Raw genomic sequence first — 13,470 nt, 5'->3', positions numbered from 1 at the left:
CCGGCGGCTCAGCGCCAGCGCTGGCGCATCGCCTGCTGCACGGCCGGATGGACGAAGCCGGTGATATCGCCGCCCAGACGGCCGATCTCGCGCACCAGCGTGGAGGAGATGAAGCTGTACTGCTCGGCCGGCGTGAGGAACAGCGTCTCGGCCTGCGGGATCAGGTGGCGATTCATGCTGGCCAGCTGGAACTCGTATTCGAAATCCGAGACGGCGCGCAGGCCGCGGATGATCACGCCCGCACCACATTCCTCGACGAAGTGCGCCAGCAGTCCGTCAAAACCGCGCACCTCGACATTCCTCAGGTCGGCCAGCGCCAGTCGTGCCAGCGTGATGCGCTCGTTGAGGCTGAAGCCCGGCCCCTTGCCCTTGTTCGGGCTCTCCGCCACCGCGACGATGATGCGTTCGAACAGGGGCGCTGCGCGCGCCACCAGGTCGGCATGGCCATTGGTGATCGGATCGAAGGTGCCGGGATAGACGGCGAGGCGCTGGTTGACCGGCGGCTTGTTCACGTGACGAGTCACTGTCATGCGGAGGGGCGGCTAGATTAGGCCCGTTCGGCGCGGCCGCCTAGCCTGTTTTTCTGCGTGCGATCCATACGCCCCGGTCAGGAAACCCGTCGGTAAAGCGCGTACCGCACGTCGCCGGCCGTGCCTTCACGGTGCGGCAGCCAGCTGGCCGGAAGCGCGGGCGCGACCTGCCGGGGCGACTCCACGTAGATCCACGCCGAAGGCGCGAGCCAGCCGCCCTGCTCCAGCCGTTGCGCCAGCGGCGTCCACAGGTCCAGGGCAAACGGCGGGTCGAGGAACACCAGCCCGAAAGGCTGGGCCGTACCCTGCAGGTAGACCTGCGCGTCCACGGCGGCCACCTGTCCACCCTCCGCCTTCAGGCGCGCCAGATTGTCACGCAGGGCCTGCGCTGCCCGGGCATCACGCTCGACGAACTGCACCCCGGCCGCGCCGCGCGAGAGCGCCTCGATGCCCAGCGCCCCGGTACCCGCGCACAGGTCCAGGCAGCGCGCGCCGGACATCACCGGCGCCAGCCAGTTGAACAGGGTTTCGCGCACGCGCTCGGGCGTGGGCCGCAGACCCGGCAGGTCGGGAACATCCAGGCGTGAATTGCGCAGCTGCCCGCCAATGATGCGGATGCGTCCAGAGGCGCCCTTCATGGGCGGCGGGACTCAGCGGTGAGTATGGGTGGGGGTGGTAGCATGCCCGCCATTGTCTTTGAATCGCTGCCGCAATGCTCAAGTTCTGGAAGAAGAAACCCGCTGAAACCACACCGGAGCAGCCGGCCGCACCTGCGGTCGAAGGCGCCCCGGCCGCCGGTTTCGCGCACGACACGGACGCCGCTTCGCTCGATCACGCCAACCCCGCACTGGACGAGGCCCTGGCCGAGGCGCCGCCTGTCCCCGATGCACCGGTCGAAGACGAGGCCACCGAGCTTGCCGCCGTGGTCGAGGCCGCCGCGCCGGCCAAGCGCAGCTGGCGCGAACGCCTGTCGGGCAGCGCCTTCGCGCGCGGCCTGTCGTCCCTCTTCATCCGCCACCCCAAGCTCGACGACGAGCTGCTGGATGAACTGGAAACCACGCTCATTACCGCCGACGTCGGCGTCGAGGCGAGCACGACCCTGGTCGAAGACCTGCGCAAGCGCATGCACAAGCGCGAGTTCGCCGATGCCGGCGCGCTGCTGGCCGCGCTGCGCCAGTCGCTGGTCGCCATGCTCCGCCCGGTGGAGACGCCGCTGGACGTCAACGGCCTCAAGCCGTTCGTGATCCTCACCGTGGGCATCAACGGCGTGGGCAAGACCACCACCATCGGCAAGCTGGCCCGCCGCTATCGCGACGACGGCCGCCAGGTGCTGCTCGCCGCCGGCGACACCTTCCGCGCCGCCGCCGTGGAACAGCTCAAGACCTGGGGCGCGCGCAACAGCGTGCCGGTGATCTCGCAGGGCCAGGACGCCGATGCCGCCAGCGTGATCTTCGACGCCCTGCAGGCCGCGCGTTCCCGCAACGCCGACGTGCTGATCGCCGATACTGCCGGTCGCCTGCACACGCAGGGTGGCCTGATGGACGAACTGGGCAAGATCGCGCGCGTGCTCAAGAAGCTCGATGCCGACGCGCCGCATGAAGTGCTGATGGTCATCGACGGCACCACCGGACAGAACGCGGTGAGCCAGGTGCGCCAGTTCCGCCAGATCGTGGGCGTGACCGGTCTGGTCGTCACCAAGCTCGACGGCACGGCCAAGGGAGGCGTGGTGTTTGCGCTAGCGCGCGAATTCGGCCTGCCGATCCGCTATGTGGGCCTGGGCGAAACTGCGACGGACCTGCGCGTATTCGACGCCGAGGCCTATGTCGACGGCCTGCTCCCCGCCAGCCTGGGTCAAGGCTGAGGGCGCTGACGGGTGCCGCGCTGGCTCCGACTCACCCTGATTATCCTCAGCAGCGCCACGCTGCTGCTGGTGGCGGTCGCGCTGATCGCGGTGCACGTGCTGCTCCAGCCGGAACGCATCACCGCCATGCTGCAGAAGCAGGCCCGCAACGCCGGCCTCGAGCTGAGCCTTTCCAGCCCGGCGACACCGGCGTTGTTTCCTCGCCCCGCGCTGGAACTGGAAGGCATCACGCTCAGCGCGCAGAACGCCAACATGCCCATCCTGCTTGCCGCGCGGGGCACGCTGGTGCTGCCCTGGCGCACGCTGGTGCACGGCGACACGGTGATCTCGCAGATGCGGATCGACTCGCCGCGCGTGGACCTCGATGCCCTGCAGTCCTGGCTGGACGAGCTGCCTTCCGGTCCTGCGACGTTTCCGTCGACCATCCCCAGCATTGACGCCGGTGTGCATATCTCGCGCGGCAGTCTCGTGCGCGGCAACCAGATGCTGGTGGGCGATGTGGAGCTCGACGCGGGCCGGCTGGCGGCCAACCATCCGTTCCCGCTCACCATTACCGCCAGGGACGCCCAGGGCATCCCCACGCAACTGCGCGTATCGGTCACGCCCAACATCAAGGGCGGCGTGCTTGCGCTGGACAACATCGGGCTGTACCTCGCGCGCGGCACCACGCTGACCCTGCACCTGGCCGGCACCGCACGCTGGCATGGCGCGGCGGACGCCTCCGCGCAACTGACCGGCAAGCTCGACCATGCGAACGCTGGCCAGTACACCGTGGGCATCGACCTGACACCGGCGGACCAGAGCAACCCGTTGATGCTCGCCCTGCGGCTGGACGGCCCGGACAATCACGCCGACCTGCAGATTCCGCCCCTGGCACTCGCCTCCTGGTGGTCGCAGCTGGACCATGACGAGGGGCCGCGCCTCGCCGTGCCGCCGGGCAATGGACACGCCGAAATTGCCAGCCTCGAGGCCGGCGACGTCAACATCGAAGGCCTCACCATCCAGGCGGGCACCAGCGTGCCGGCGGCATCGGCATCGGTGGCGGCACCCGCGCAACCGGCCAGCGCGAAACCTGCGTCTGCCAAGTCCGCGCCCGCACGCAGAACGCCATGAATCCCTTTGCCAACGCCCTGCTGGCCTGGTTCGACGAACACGGCCGCAAAGACCTGCCCTGGCAACACCCGCGCGATGCCTATCGCGTGTGGCTGTCGGAAGTGATGCTCCAGCAGACGCAGGTCGTCACCGTCATCCCGTATTTCCAGCGCTTCGTGGCCGCGCTGCCCACGCTGCGCGACCTCGCCGCCGCGCACGAAGACACGGTGCTCGCGCTGTGGTCTGGCCTGGGCTACTACCGTCGCGCTCGCTTCCTGCAGCGCGCGGCGCAGATCTGCGTGGAAAAGCACGACGGCCAATTGCCGCGCGATTTCGAGGCGCTGGCCGACCTGCCGGGCATCGGCCGTTCCACCGCAGGCGCCATCCTGGCGCAGGCGCATGGGCTGCGTTTCCCGATACTCGACGGCAACGTCAAGCGCGTGCTCACCCGGTATCTGGGCATCCACGGCCATCCGGGACAAAGTGCCGTGGAGAAAGTGCTCTGGCAGCATGCCGATGCACTGACTCCCGCCGAACGCACCGCCGACTACACCCAGGCCATCATGGACCTTGGCGCCACGGTCTGCGTGCGCACGAAGCCCGTGTGCGACCGCTGCCCGCTGGCCGGCGACTGTGTCGCCAAACGCGACAACCTCACCGCTCAGCTGCCGAGCGCCAAGCCCGGAAAAGCCGTGCCGACGCGAGACACGGTGATGCTGATCCTGCGTGATGCTGAAGGACGCGTGCTGCTCGAACGCCGCGGACCGCAAGGTGTCTGGTCGGGCCTGTGGAGCCTTCCCGAGGCCAGTAACCATGACCATGCCTGGCGCACGGCGCAGTCCCTGGCCAGGATCGATGACGCGCAGTCACTGGCGCCGTTCGTCCACGTTTTCAGCCATTACCGGCTCAAGGTCGAACCGCTGCTGTTCGACGAGGCGACAGCGCACCCGCGCATCGCCGATAATGCCAGCCTGCGCTGGTGCGACGCCGGCGAGCGTGCCGCGCTCGGCCTGCCCGCCCCTGTCCGCACGCTGCTGCACAATCTCTGATCCATCAACGATGAGTCGTATCGCATGAGTCGTATCGTTCACTGCGCCAAGCTCGGCCGCGACGCCGAAGGCCTGGATTTCGCCCCGTGGCCCGGCCCGTTGGGACAGCGCATTTACACCGAGATTTCCAAGGAGGCCTGGCAGCAATGGCTGGCCCACCAGACCATGCTGCTGAACGAGTACCGGCTCAACCCGCTGGACCCGAAATCGCGCCAGTTCCTGAGCGCGGAAATGGAGAAGTTCCTGTTTGGCGGTGACGTGAAGCAGCCCGAGGGCTACGTCGCTCCGAACACGGAGTCTTGACGAATCGCCCCGCTTCCGATTTAATGCACGGCTCCACGCGGCATCTCTGGTGCTCGCAGGCATTCCGGCCGGGTAGCTCAGTTGGTAGAGCAGGGGATTGAAAATCCCCGTGTCGGCGGTTCGATTCCGTCCCCGGCCACCATGTTTTGAAAAAGCCCGCTTCGCAAGAAGCGGGCTTTTTTTCGCGCGGAAAAACTTCCGCCTCCTGCTGTTCGCCGCGCCACATGTTCCATGGTGATTTTCACGCCCTGCACCATCACATGGGCAGCGCGTCAAATGCTCGATGGGTCGATGCGATAAAGCCATGTCCACCGTCAATGATGCAACGGAGCAAGGCAAGCCTATTTATACGTGCATGGATGTAATGCACGACGGGCGGCCGAATAAATCGGTGCAATAAAAATATGCCGACGCTTCGGCACACGCGTGCATGCATAAAACCGGGGAAGAATAATCAGGCAGTCAACGCACGGCCATTAGGTCATGCTGGCCACCGATGCCGGACACCGCAGGCCTTGTCTACGGCCATTCAGCAGATTGAGACGAAACGTGATGTAGATCACATTTTAATGCCCGCTATGGGCCGTGCATTTCATTCTGGACGGCTGAATCAACAAGGCAAAAACCATTACCCAAGCCGCGGTCAACCAATAAGCCAGACACTTTTTTCATTAGCAGTTTGTGTCGCGGCCAGTGCTTCGCATAAATAATGGCTTTTGTTTACGCATTTCCGGCAAATATCGCCGCTAAATAGCCTACGGTCACAAGGTCTGTGACTAAGTTGGTGATACATTCGGGCCGATGCTCAATGCCTGAGCACATCACCAGTAAAGGGGTCCCATATGTTGAAAGCGCTCTCGTCCCGTGCATGCCTTTTTGGCGTGCTGGCTCTCGCTGTGTCGGGGGCCGTCTTCGCTCAACAGTCGCCCACTTCCGGCCTTGGTCAAGCCTGGCCCAACGCGGCGGACGTCAGCAGCAGCCCGAACTACCACGCTTACGTATTTACGCTGGGCGGTATCCAGTTCGTGCAGGTCAACGATCTGAATGGCAATGTGCTCGGCGCCGTAGGCACTGCGAACGGCCAGTTCATCACGCTACCGGTGGGCCGTTTCTCGCAGTTGGTGAGCACGCCGCAACAGGCGCCCCTCGTGGCGCCGGCAGCGGCCGCCGCTACGCCCACCACGGTCTATCAGGACTCCGCCACCACGGTGACAGCCACGCCACTCAGCGACGGCACGATGCAGTTGAAAGCAGCTGCCGCTTGCTCGGGTGATCCGGCACAATGCAGCTCGCATAACCCGCAATAAGCGGAAGAAACGATCAGCGGCGTTATACGCCGCTGATCGTGATTGGATCGAGCAGCAACAGGCTTACGCGACGCCCGTTGGCAATCAGATGCTCGCGGGCGTCACCCTCAAAGGTCATGGCACGATCGCGGATGCCAGCCCAGCCCATGCCGCTGGTGGAACGCATCACGCGCGGGAGCAGTTCATCCCAGCGCACATTGCCCGACGTCGAAGCCGTGTCGCGGAAAATCATGCTCACCAGAGCCCAACGACGCCCGCCCTTTTCCCCACAGCGCACACGCACGATGACTTCGCTGATATTGCGCTTGGCACAGGCGTCGGCCACCACTTCAACCACCAGCCGATAGATCGCCAGGTGCAGCGTCTGGGAAAGCCTGCTCAACGGGCCACGGAGATCGCACCAGTAGCCCACGCCGGTTTCGTCGAGTGCGCGCGGAATGGCCCCTTCGCGCAAGGCGGCCGGCAAGCCGCGCTCGCGCCAGGAAACCGGGTACAGGCTGTCCGCCAGGCGAAACAGCTGGTCTTGTGCAACCAGGGCCTGACGGTGATAACTGCGATCCTCGATCGTCGGCTGCAGGTGGCGCAGCCGCGACATCATCATCGAAAAACTGGCCTGAACCGTTTCGCGAATCTGCTCCAGCGCCAGCGAGGTCGTGCGTAGCTGCATCTCGCCGATGTGCACGTTTCGCTGCGCCAGCGCCAAGGCCATCCGGACGTCCATTCGCTCCTGCTCCGCATGCTGGTGCAACGCACCGATGCGCGCTCCGAGCAGCAGCATGGACGAAATCGCGAAGGCGACAATGGCCTCCGCCTGCATGGTCTGCTGGTCGTAGGTGGCGGGCATCAGCGCGACCACGGCCAGACTGGATGCCGTGCCACCGATCGCCGCTCCCTGCCAACCGTGGCGCATGGCCAGCCAGACGATGGGAAGGAACATGGCCACCTGCGCGATCTGCCGAACGCGGGCAGACTCCAGGCCGATCCAGACCAAAAGCAGCAGTGTGGGGATGACCAGGAAAATGCTGTCGAGCACCGTCCGGTTGTCCAGCAAGCGTACGCCTACCTCGCGCAAGCGGGCGCCATTGAACAATTGATGAGCGAACAAGGCGACGGGCGTTACCGCGAGAATGCCAAGGTAGTTGCCCAGCACCCATTCGACGCACAGCTTGTCGTAATGCGCGACATAGCCCGCGGGCAGGTTCATGACCGTCATGGAGGCGATGTTGTAGCCCGTCATGACGAAAGACAGCACCAGCGCACACCCGAGCAGGGAACCCATGTTCAGCGTGTGACGCGACGTCATGATCGGCCAGCGCTCGCGCACAAGCCATACCACCGGTGCCATGACCACGATGCCGGGAACGATATTGAAGAGACCCCAAGGAACGCCGTAGCCCCATTGGTCCAGGCACTCGATGGTGATGGGGATCAGCGCCGCCACCTCGCCGATCACCAGGGCTGGCCAGTCGCGATAACGCGTGAGGAGCAGCACCGTGAGATGCACGCCCGTCAGCAACAGGAAGTGGGTGATGGACACCTGGCGAACCAGGTAAATCAGCAGCCCGTACGAGACTGCGATTCCCATGCGGCGGAACCACGGATTAGCCCACGGTGCATCCAGCATGGCATTCCCCTGTTCTTAACTGCCCCTCGCCTACGCCGTGTCCCCTAGCGTAAGCGGCCATTGAGATTGGGCGGGACGTGAAATCCCCGTAAAGCGCCCCAGTGACTTACCCCTACTATCGTAGCTCACCCCGTCACTTCAAATGTGCAATCGTTCAAACATTTCGGCACCAAGTCGTGAATGTGACCATTCAGCGCTTCCCTCGCCACCTGGCATATTCCGGCCTTGGCGCAAGATCTTGCCCCGCCACGCCAGCGGGACCGCGGCCTCAGGCCTCTACCGCCGAGTAGAGGCGCTCAGGCAGATAGCTGCGGACGGCATGCGCATCCAAGTGGACGAGGTTCTTGGCCACCTCCAGCAGGATCCGGTCCTTCATGGAGCCGTTCAGGCGGTCCCGGAGCGAGCCCAGGAACCCGGGCGCGGCAATCAGGACCAGCGCGTCGAAGCGCCCTTCTTGGCGCCCCTTGAGGAGGAACCGTGAAAGCTCCAGCGCGAAATGGCCCGCTTCCACCTCGGCCACGGAACTATCGGGCTCTTCTGCGTGGCTACCCGGGCCGGATCGTTCGAAGCCGCGCCCCGGCCGGTCGGTGACCAGATCCTGGTCGCGCAACCTCGCCTCCGGGTGAATGAAGGCATCCATCTCTTCCAGCGGCCCCGTCGGCTGGCTGGCCTGGAACAACCGGGCGACGCCACGGTTGGCGACCACGATCCACACGGTTTTTTTCATGGCACGCTCCCCGGGCGTTTCACCAGGAATGCCAGGCGACTGGGGCAGCATGCGGGAACAGGCTCCCGTGCCGGCGAGGGCCGCCTCGTGATCGAGATTCCTCGCATGCGCGTCAAGCGCGCGTGAGTCGGCGCGGGCCATTCTCCGCGTCCATGTGGCGTCGTCAGTCCACGACCAACGGTGCCACTGGCGCGCCGCGGTCAGGCCGCCGAAACCTTGTGCAGCGCGATGCGCTCGAGGGGCTCGAAAGCCGCGCCCGGCGACGACTCCACGCATAGGGTCAAGGCATCGATGCGCGCCGTTGGCAGCATGGAGGCCCGCAGCGACAACCAGCGTTGCAAGGCGCGCTCTTCCTCAACGGAAGCCGGAGCCGATAGCGTCATGTGAAAGCGGTAGCGTTCAAACACGTAGGGATATCCGTAACGACCAAGGTAATGGGTTTCGATGGCGTCGAGGCCCGAGGCGCGGCGCTGGAAATCGTTCTCCGCCAGCGGCAGGCGCAGTGGCTCTACTGCCTCGATGCAGGCGGCGGCAAGCGCATTCGCCGCCCTGCACTCGCCGAGTGGACGTAGCGCGGGGAAGCCGGCGAGGCGGGCGTAGCGCAACGTGAGGTTGAAGGGGGCATGCGACCTCGCCACCGCCTGCAGTGCCCGGCGAAGATCGTTGAGGTCGACATCCGGCGACAAGGTAAAAGGCGAGCGCAACGTGGCGTGCCAGCCATAACGCCGGACGTCCGCCAGCATCGCGTTCCAGCGGCTGAGCGCGATGCCTGGAATGCCCTGGGCGGCAAGCTCCCGGCTCACCCAGTCTCGCCCCAGGGCCGCCAGCGCACTTGCTGGCGCGGGACAGAAATAGACGGCGTAACGCATCACCGGATGACCACCGGCAACTGATCGCACAAGCACGCCCCCACCGCGAACGCTGTCAGCGTTCGCGTCACCCGGTCACGGCGGAACGCACGGGAACGTACGTAACGCACGCCATGCCTTCCTTCCCGACTATCCGCCGGCACATTGCCAGCACGCCCCCACTGAGCCATGCCCGGAACTCACTCCACCCATTCGTTGCCCCCGACCGCCGACGCAGCAAGCGCCGTCATCGGCCGGCTGAGCCCCCTAGCTAACTAAACCTGTGTGACAAGACGGGGAATCCGGATGACCTTTCCCAAGATCATCGCCCGATACCGGACTCGCCCGCCCGGCCGCCTTCGCCACAGCGGCCATCACGGCGGCCGCGCAGTTCACCATGACCGGTGCCGCGGTAACGCGATGGAATGGGCAGAACGACGCGTTCGGGAGCCTCGCGTGCGGGGATGCACCCCGTTGCACCGGGGGAGGACAACGAGCGTGACGCCCGGGAAACCTACCGGGCGTCACCAGCATGGATCAGGTCGTGGGATGGAACTTGCCCCAGGGCGAAAGTATGTCCTTCCATGGCTCGGCCAGGCCCACCTCGCCGACCTGGCCAAGGGCGCTGGCGGTGTCCTTCTGCCAGGTCTGCACGGCGTCCTGCAGGGCCTTGGCGAAATGCGCCTGTACGTTGGCGGCAATCTGGTTGGTGACGCTGGCATCGCCCATGCGCTGTTGCAGCTGACGCCAGAACGCGTCCGCCGGCATGCTCGCCAGCGCCGCCCAGTCCTGGGCCTTGATCAACTGCTCCACCCTCGCCTGCTGCTCGGCGATACCGTCGTCCATGGCGCGCGTGGACAATTCCAGCCACTTCTTCCAGTTCTCCATCACCAGCTTGTTCACGCGCAGCTGAAACTCGGTATTGGCCTTGTACAGGCTCAACGGGAGATCGCTCGGGGTAGCCATGTCATGCCCTCGTTGGGTGATCTTGTCGATCGCGCCGCCGCGCCCTCCGGCGACAGCCTCGCTCAGGCGCCACCACGGCGCCGGCGGCCACTATGAACTGGCCGCACGACGAAAGCATGAACCCGCGGGCCTCAACGAAACGTGTGGTCCCGATCACCGCGCCTCGCCGCGGGAACCCGCCCGGTTCAGCCCCGGGCCTGGATGCGTTCACCGCGAGTTGTTTTTGCGGAACCAACACTCGGGATCCACCCGCAACGAGGCACACCCATGAAGAAGTTTGTTCCCCTGACCATCATCATGGCCCTTGGCCTGTCCGGCACCGCCCTCGCGCAGACGGCACTGACCGGGCATGAGGTGCAGTTGCAGCTGGAGCAGCAGGGCTACAGGAAGGTGCGCGACCTGAGCTTCCGCGACGGCGTGTGAACGGCCAAGGCGCGCAGTGCCGACGACCGCAGCGTAAACGTCCGCATCGATCCGCGCACAGGCGAAGTGTTTCCCGACAGGCAGGTTTCCCGCCTGAGCGAGGCGGACGTCCGCGCACAACTGTCCACGCAGGGCTATACCCGCGTGCACGACGTGGATTTCAGGAATGGCGTGTGGATGGCCAAGGCGGACAATCCGGCGGGCAAGAAGGTTGCCCTGCAACTGGATCCGCAGACGGGCCGGGTGATGGGTAGCGACAGGCGTTGACGCCTGGCAGGGCAGCGGCCGGAAACCCCACGGCCTGGTCATCCTGACCTGTTCTTCCTGAAACGCCAGGTGCGGCTTTGAGGCCGCACCTGGCGTCGATGCTCTAGTGCAACGTCACGCTCAGAGAGCGGCGTCCTTGAGCTTCTTCAGCGCGCGGATCTTCAGCTTCACCGTGGCGGGCTTGGCGGCGAACCACTGCTCTTCCTTGGTGAAGGGGTTGATGCCCTTGCGCTTCGGCTTGGCCGGCACGTTGACGGCGGTGATCTTCAGCAGACCCGGCATCGTGAAGTGACCGGCACCCTTCTTGTGCACCGAACCCGTCACGGCAGCCTCGAGAGAGGCCAGCACCGCGCGCACGTCCTTGGCAACCACGCCGCTGGCTTCAGCGATGTGGGCGACCAGGCCGGACTTGCCCAGCGCTTCCTTGATCGGCTTGTGAACGACCGCCTTGGCGGCCTTCGGAGCTGCCTTCGGTGCGGCCTTCTTCTTTGCTGCTGCTTTCTGCGCCTTCGCCATACATTTCCCCGTGGTAATCGATATGAGGTGGTGTTTGATGCCTCTCGGCATGCGGAATGTATGGCATGCCAGCCCATCACGCCAAGCTGCAGGACGGAAAAAATGCGGTTTTTTTTCACTTCCGGCCTCTTTGGGGTGAAGAAAGTCACTATCGCCACCTCCGGAAGGCTGTTTTTCAGGGGTTTCCATGCACACGCCGGGGCGCCGACAGCGAGTGACGCACCCGCCTGCTATGGACCCGCGGCGCCGCCCGTCTCTACTATCCAAGCTCGTTTCCACGCCAGGTGTTGTCCATGAAGCGATTGGCCTTATCCCTGCTTGCACTGTCCGTGACGTCGGCGCTGTTCGCCGCCGACGCGCCGACCACTCCCACCTTCGACCCGCACCGCCTGTCCGAAGACGTCAAGACGCTTTCGTCCGACGCCTTCGAAGGCCGCGGCCCGGCCACGCCGGCCGAAACCAAGACCATCGACTACGTGGTCGGCCAGCTCAAGGCCGCGGGCGTGCAGCCCGGCGGTGATCTCAAGAACGGCAAGCGCGAATGGACCCAGGCCGTGCCGCTGCTGCAGTCGGACATCGCCGGCACGCCGTCCCTGTCGTTCACCGTCAATGGCAAGAACGAATCGCTGACGCAGGGCAAGGAAATCGCCGTACGCTCCGCGCTCGACGGCTCCAAGGCCGTGGACATCAAGAACGCCCCGCTGGTGTTCGTCGGCTACGGCGTGAAGGCGCCGGAGCGCCACTGGGACGACTTCAAGGGCGTGGACCTGCACGGCAAGATCGCCGTGGTGCTGATCAACGACCCGGACTTCGAGACCGGCGTGGGCGACTTCGGCGGCAAGGCCATGACCTACTACGGCCGCTGGACCTACAAGTACGAAGAGGCCGCCCGCCAGGGTGCGGCGGGCATGCTGATCATCCACGAGACCGCGCCGGCCTCCTACGGCTGGGCGACGGTGGCCAACTCCAACACCAACACCCAGTTCGACGTGGTGCGCGACCACCCCACCAGCGTGCACACGCCGCTGGAAGCGTGGATCCAGCGTGACGTGGCGCTCGACCTGTTCAAGTCCGCCGGGCTGGATTTCGAGGCGCTGAAGAAGCAGGCGCAGACGCGCGAATTCAAGCCGGTGGTGCTGAAGGGTGAAACCTTCTCGGCCAACTACAAGATCAACGCCAAGGTGATCACCTCCCACAACATCGTGGGCCGCATCGAGGGCACCAAGCGCCCGAACGAAACGGTGATCTACAGCGCGCACTGGGATCACCTGGGCGTCGGCGCGCCGGACGCCAAGGGCGACAAGATCTACAACGGTGCAGTGGACAACGCGACCGGCACCGCCGCGCTGATCGAACTGGCCCGTGCCTTCGCCAGCCAGCCCAAGCCGGAGCGCTCGGTGGTGTTCCTCAACGTCACCGCCGAGGAGAAGGGCCTGCTCGGTTCGGAGTACTACGCCTCCAAGCCGCTCTACCCGCTGGCCACCACGGTGGGCGTCATCAACATGGATGCGCTCGACCCGCATGGCCCGGCGCGCAACTTCACCATCTCCGGCAGCGCCAAGCTCGACCTGCTGGATGAGCTGACCGACACCGCCAAGCAGTGGAACCTGGTGTACTCGGGCGATCCGAAGCCGGAAGCCGGTCACTTCTTCCGCTCCGATCACTTCTCGTTCGCCAAGCGCGGCGTGCCGGCCATCTCGTTTGGCTCGGGCGACGACTGGGTGGATGGCGGCGTGGCGGCCGGCAAGGCGGCCGAAGAAGAGTACGTGTCCAAGCACTACCACCAGCCGTCGGACGAGTGGCAGGCCAGCTGGCCGTTCACGGGCATGGCCCGCGACCTGCAGATCCTCTACAAGCTCGGCAGCGACCTGGCCAACTCCGACACCTGGCCCAACTGGAGCAAGGATTCGGAATTCCGCGCGGCACGCGACGCGACGGCGGCCGATCGCAAGTAAAT

15 protein-coding genes and 1 tRNA gene are annotated in these 13,470 nt (G+C 65.3%); 9 read left to right on the top strand and 7 right to left on the bottom strand.

Going from position 1 to position 13,470, the window contains the following annotated elements:
- Positions 1–8: 8 nt before the first annotated feature.
- Both coaD and rsmD read right to left on the bottom strand, forming a co-directional pair.
- Positions 9–530, bottom strand: a complete 522-nt coding sequence (coaD, locus tag HY57_RS07630; protein ID WP_050997860.1) for a pantetheine-phosphate adenylyltransferase — start codon at positions 528–530, stop codon at positions 9–11.
- 77 nt (positions 531–607) lie between these two features.
- The gene (gene rsmD / locus HY57_RS07625; RefSeq protein WP_019463897.1) at positions 608–1,168 is read right to left on the bottom strand and encodes a 16S rRNA (guanine(966)-N(2))-methyltransferase RsmD; all 561 of its coding nucleotides are present in this window, start codon (positions 1,166–1,168) and stop codon (positions 608–610) included.
- A 74-nt stretch (positions 1,169–1,242) separates the two neighbouring features.
- On the opposite strand from rsmD, the gene ftsY reads away from it, so the two are divergent.
- From ftsY to HY57_RS07595, 6 genes are all read left to right on the top strand, one after another.
- Positions 1,243–2,391 (top strand): signal recognition particle-docking protein FtsY, encoded by a 1,149-nt coding sequence (gene ftsY, locus HY57_RS07620; RefSeq protein ID WP_019463896.1) that lies wholly within the window; start codon positions 1,243–1,245, stop codon positions 2,389–2,391.
- A 12-nt stretch (positions 2,392–2,403) separates the two neighbouring features.
- Positions 2,404–3,504: an AsmA family protein gene (locus HY57_RS07615; RefSeq protein WP_019463895.1), complete on the top strand. Its 1,101-nt coding sequence runs from the start codon at positions 2,404–2,406 to the stop codon at positions 3,502–3,504.
- Complete coding sequence (mutY, locus tag HY57_RS07610; protein WP_019463894.1) at positions 3,501–4,532, top strand: A/G-specific adenine glycosylase; 1,032 nt, start codon at positions 3,501–3,503, stop codon at positions 4,530–4,532. The genes HY57_RS07615 and mutY overlap by 4 nt, the downstream gene beginning before the upstream one ends.
- Before the next feature lie 24 nt (positions 4,533–4,556).
- Positions 4,557–4,835, top strand: a complete 279-nt coding sequence (locus HY57_RS07605) for an oxidative damage protection protein (protein ID WP_019463893.1) — start codon at positions 4,557–4,559, stop codon at positions 4,833–4,835.
- 66 nt (positions 4,836–4,901) lie between these two features.
- Positions 4,902–4,977: transfer RNA gene (locus HY57_RS07600), tRNA-Phe, on the top strand.
- 700 nt (positions 4,978–5,677) lie between these two features.
- Positions 5,678–6,142 (top strand): hypothetical protein, encoded by a 465-nt coding sequence (locus HY57_RS07595; protein ID WP_192813434.1) that lies wholly within the window; start codon positions 5,678–5,680, stop codon positions 6,140–6,142.
- Between the two features lie 22 nt (positions 6,143–6,164).
- Here HY57_RS07595 and HY57_RS07590 read toward each other — a convergent pair whose 3' ends face one another.
- The 4 genes from HY57_RS07590 to HY57_RS07575 form a co-directional block, all read right to left on the bottom strand.
- Positions 6,165–7,727 (bottom strand): MASE1 domain-containing protein, encoded by a 1,563-nt coding sequence (locus tag HY57_RS07590; protein ID WP_235186630.1) that lies wholly within the window; start codon positions 7,725–7,727, stop codon positions 6,165–6,167.
- Between the two features lie 307 nt (positions 7,728–8,034).
- On the bottom strand, positions 8,035–8,634 hold the full coding sequence (locus HY57_RS07585; protein WP_019463890.1) for a host attachment protein: 600 nt from the start codon (positions 8,632–8,634) through the stop codon (positions 8,035–8,037).
- Positions 8,635–8,693: 59 nt separating this feature from the next.
- Positions 8,694–9,398: a DUF1045 domain-containing protein gene (locus HY57_RS07580; RefSeq protein WP_144240789.1), complete on the bottom strand. Its 705-nt coding sequence runs from the start codon at positions 9,396–9,398 to the stop codon at positions 8,694–8,696.
- Positions 9,399–9,878: 480 nt separating this feature from the next.
- Positions 9,879–10,307: a phasin family protein gene (locus HY57_RS07575; RefSeq protein WP_019463888.1), complete on the bottom strand. Its 429-nt coding sequence runs from the start codon at positions 10,305–10,307 to the stop codon at positions 9,879–9,881.
- A 267-nt stretch (positions 10,308–10,574) separates the two neighbouring features.
- On the opposite strand from HY57_RS07575, the gene HY57_RS22080 reads away from it, so the two are divergent.
- Entirely contained in the window at positions 10,575–10,730 is a 156-nt protein-coding gene (locus HY57_RS22080; protein WP_019463887.1) for a hypothetical protein, read from the top strand.
- A 66-nt stretch (positions 10,731–10,796) separates the two neighbouring features.
- Complete coding sequence (locus tag HY57_RS22075) at positions 10,797–10,997, top strand: PepSY domain-containing protein (RefSeq protein WP_019463886.1); 201 nt, start codon at positions 10,797–10,799, stop codon at positions 10,995–10,997.
- A 120-nt stretch (positions 10,998–11,117) separates the two neighbouring features.
- On the opposite strand, the gene HY57_RS07565 is transcribed toward HY57_RS22075, so the two are convergent.
- Entirely contained in the window at positions 11,118–11,513 is a 396-nt protein-coding gene (locus tag HY57_RS07565) for an HU family DNA-binding protein (RefSeq protein ID WP_019463885.1), read from the bottom strand.
- A gap of 293 nt (positions 11,514–11,806) precedes the next feature.
- On the opposite strand from HY57_RS07565, the gene HY57_RS07560 reads away from it, so the two are divergent.
- Positions 11,807–13,468, top strand: a complete 1,662-nt coding sequence (locus tag HY57_RS07560; protein WP_038579499.1) for a M28 family metallopeptidase — start codon at positions 11,807–11,809, stop codon at positions 13,466–13,468.
- Positions 13,469–13,470: the final 2 nt, after the last annotated feature.

This window comes from Dyella japonica A8, from assembly GCF_000725385.1.
GTDB lineage: Bacteria > Pseudomonadota > Gammaproteobacteria > Xanthomonadales > Rhodanobacteraceae > Dyella > Dyella japonica_C.
This window is presented reverse-complemented; position numbering and strand designations above follow the sequence as displayed.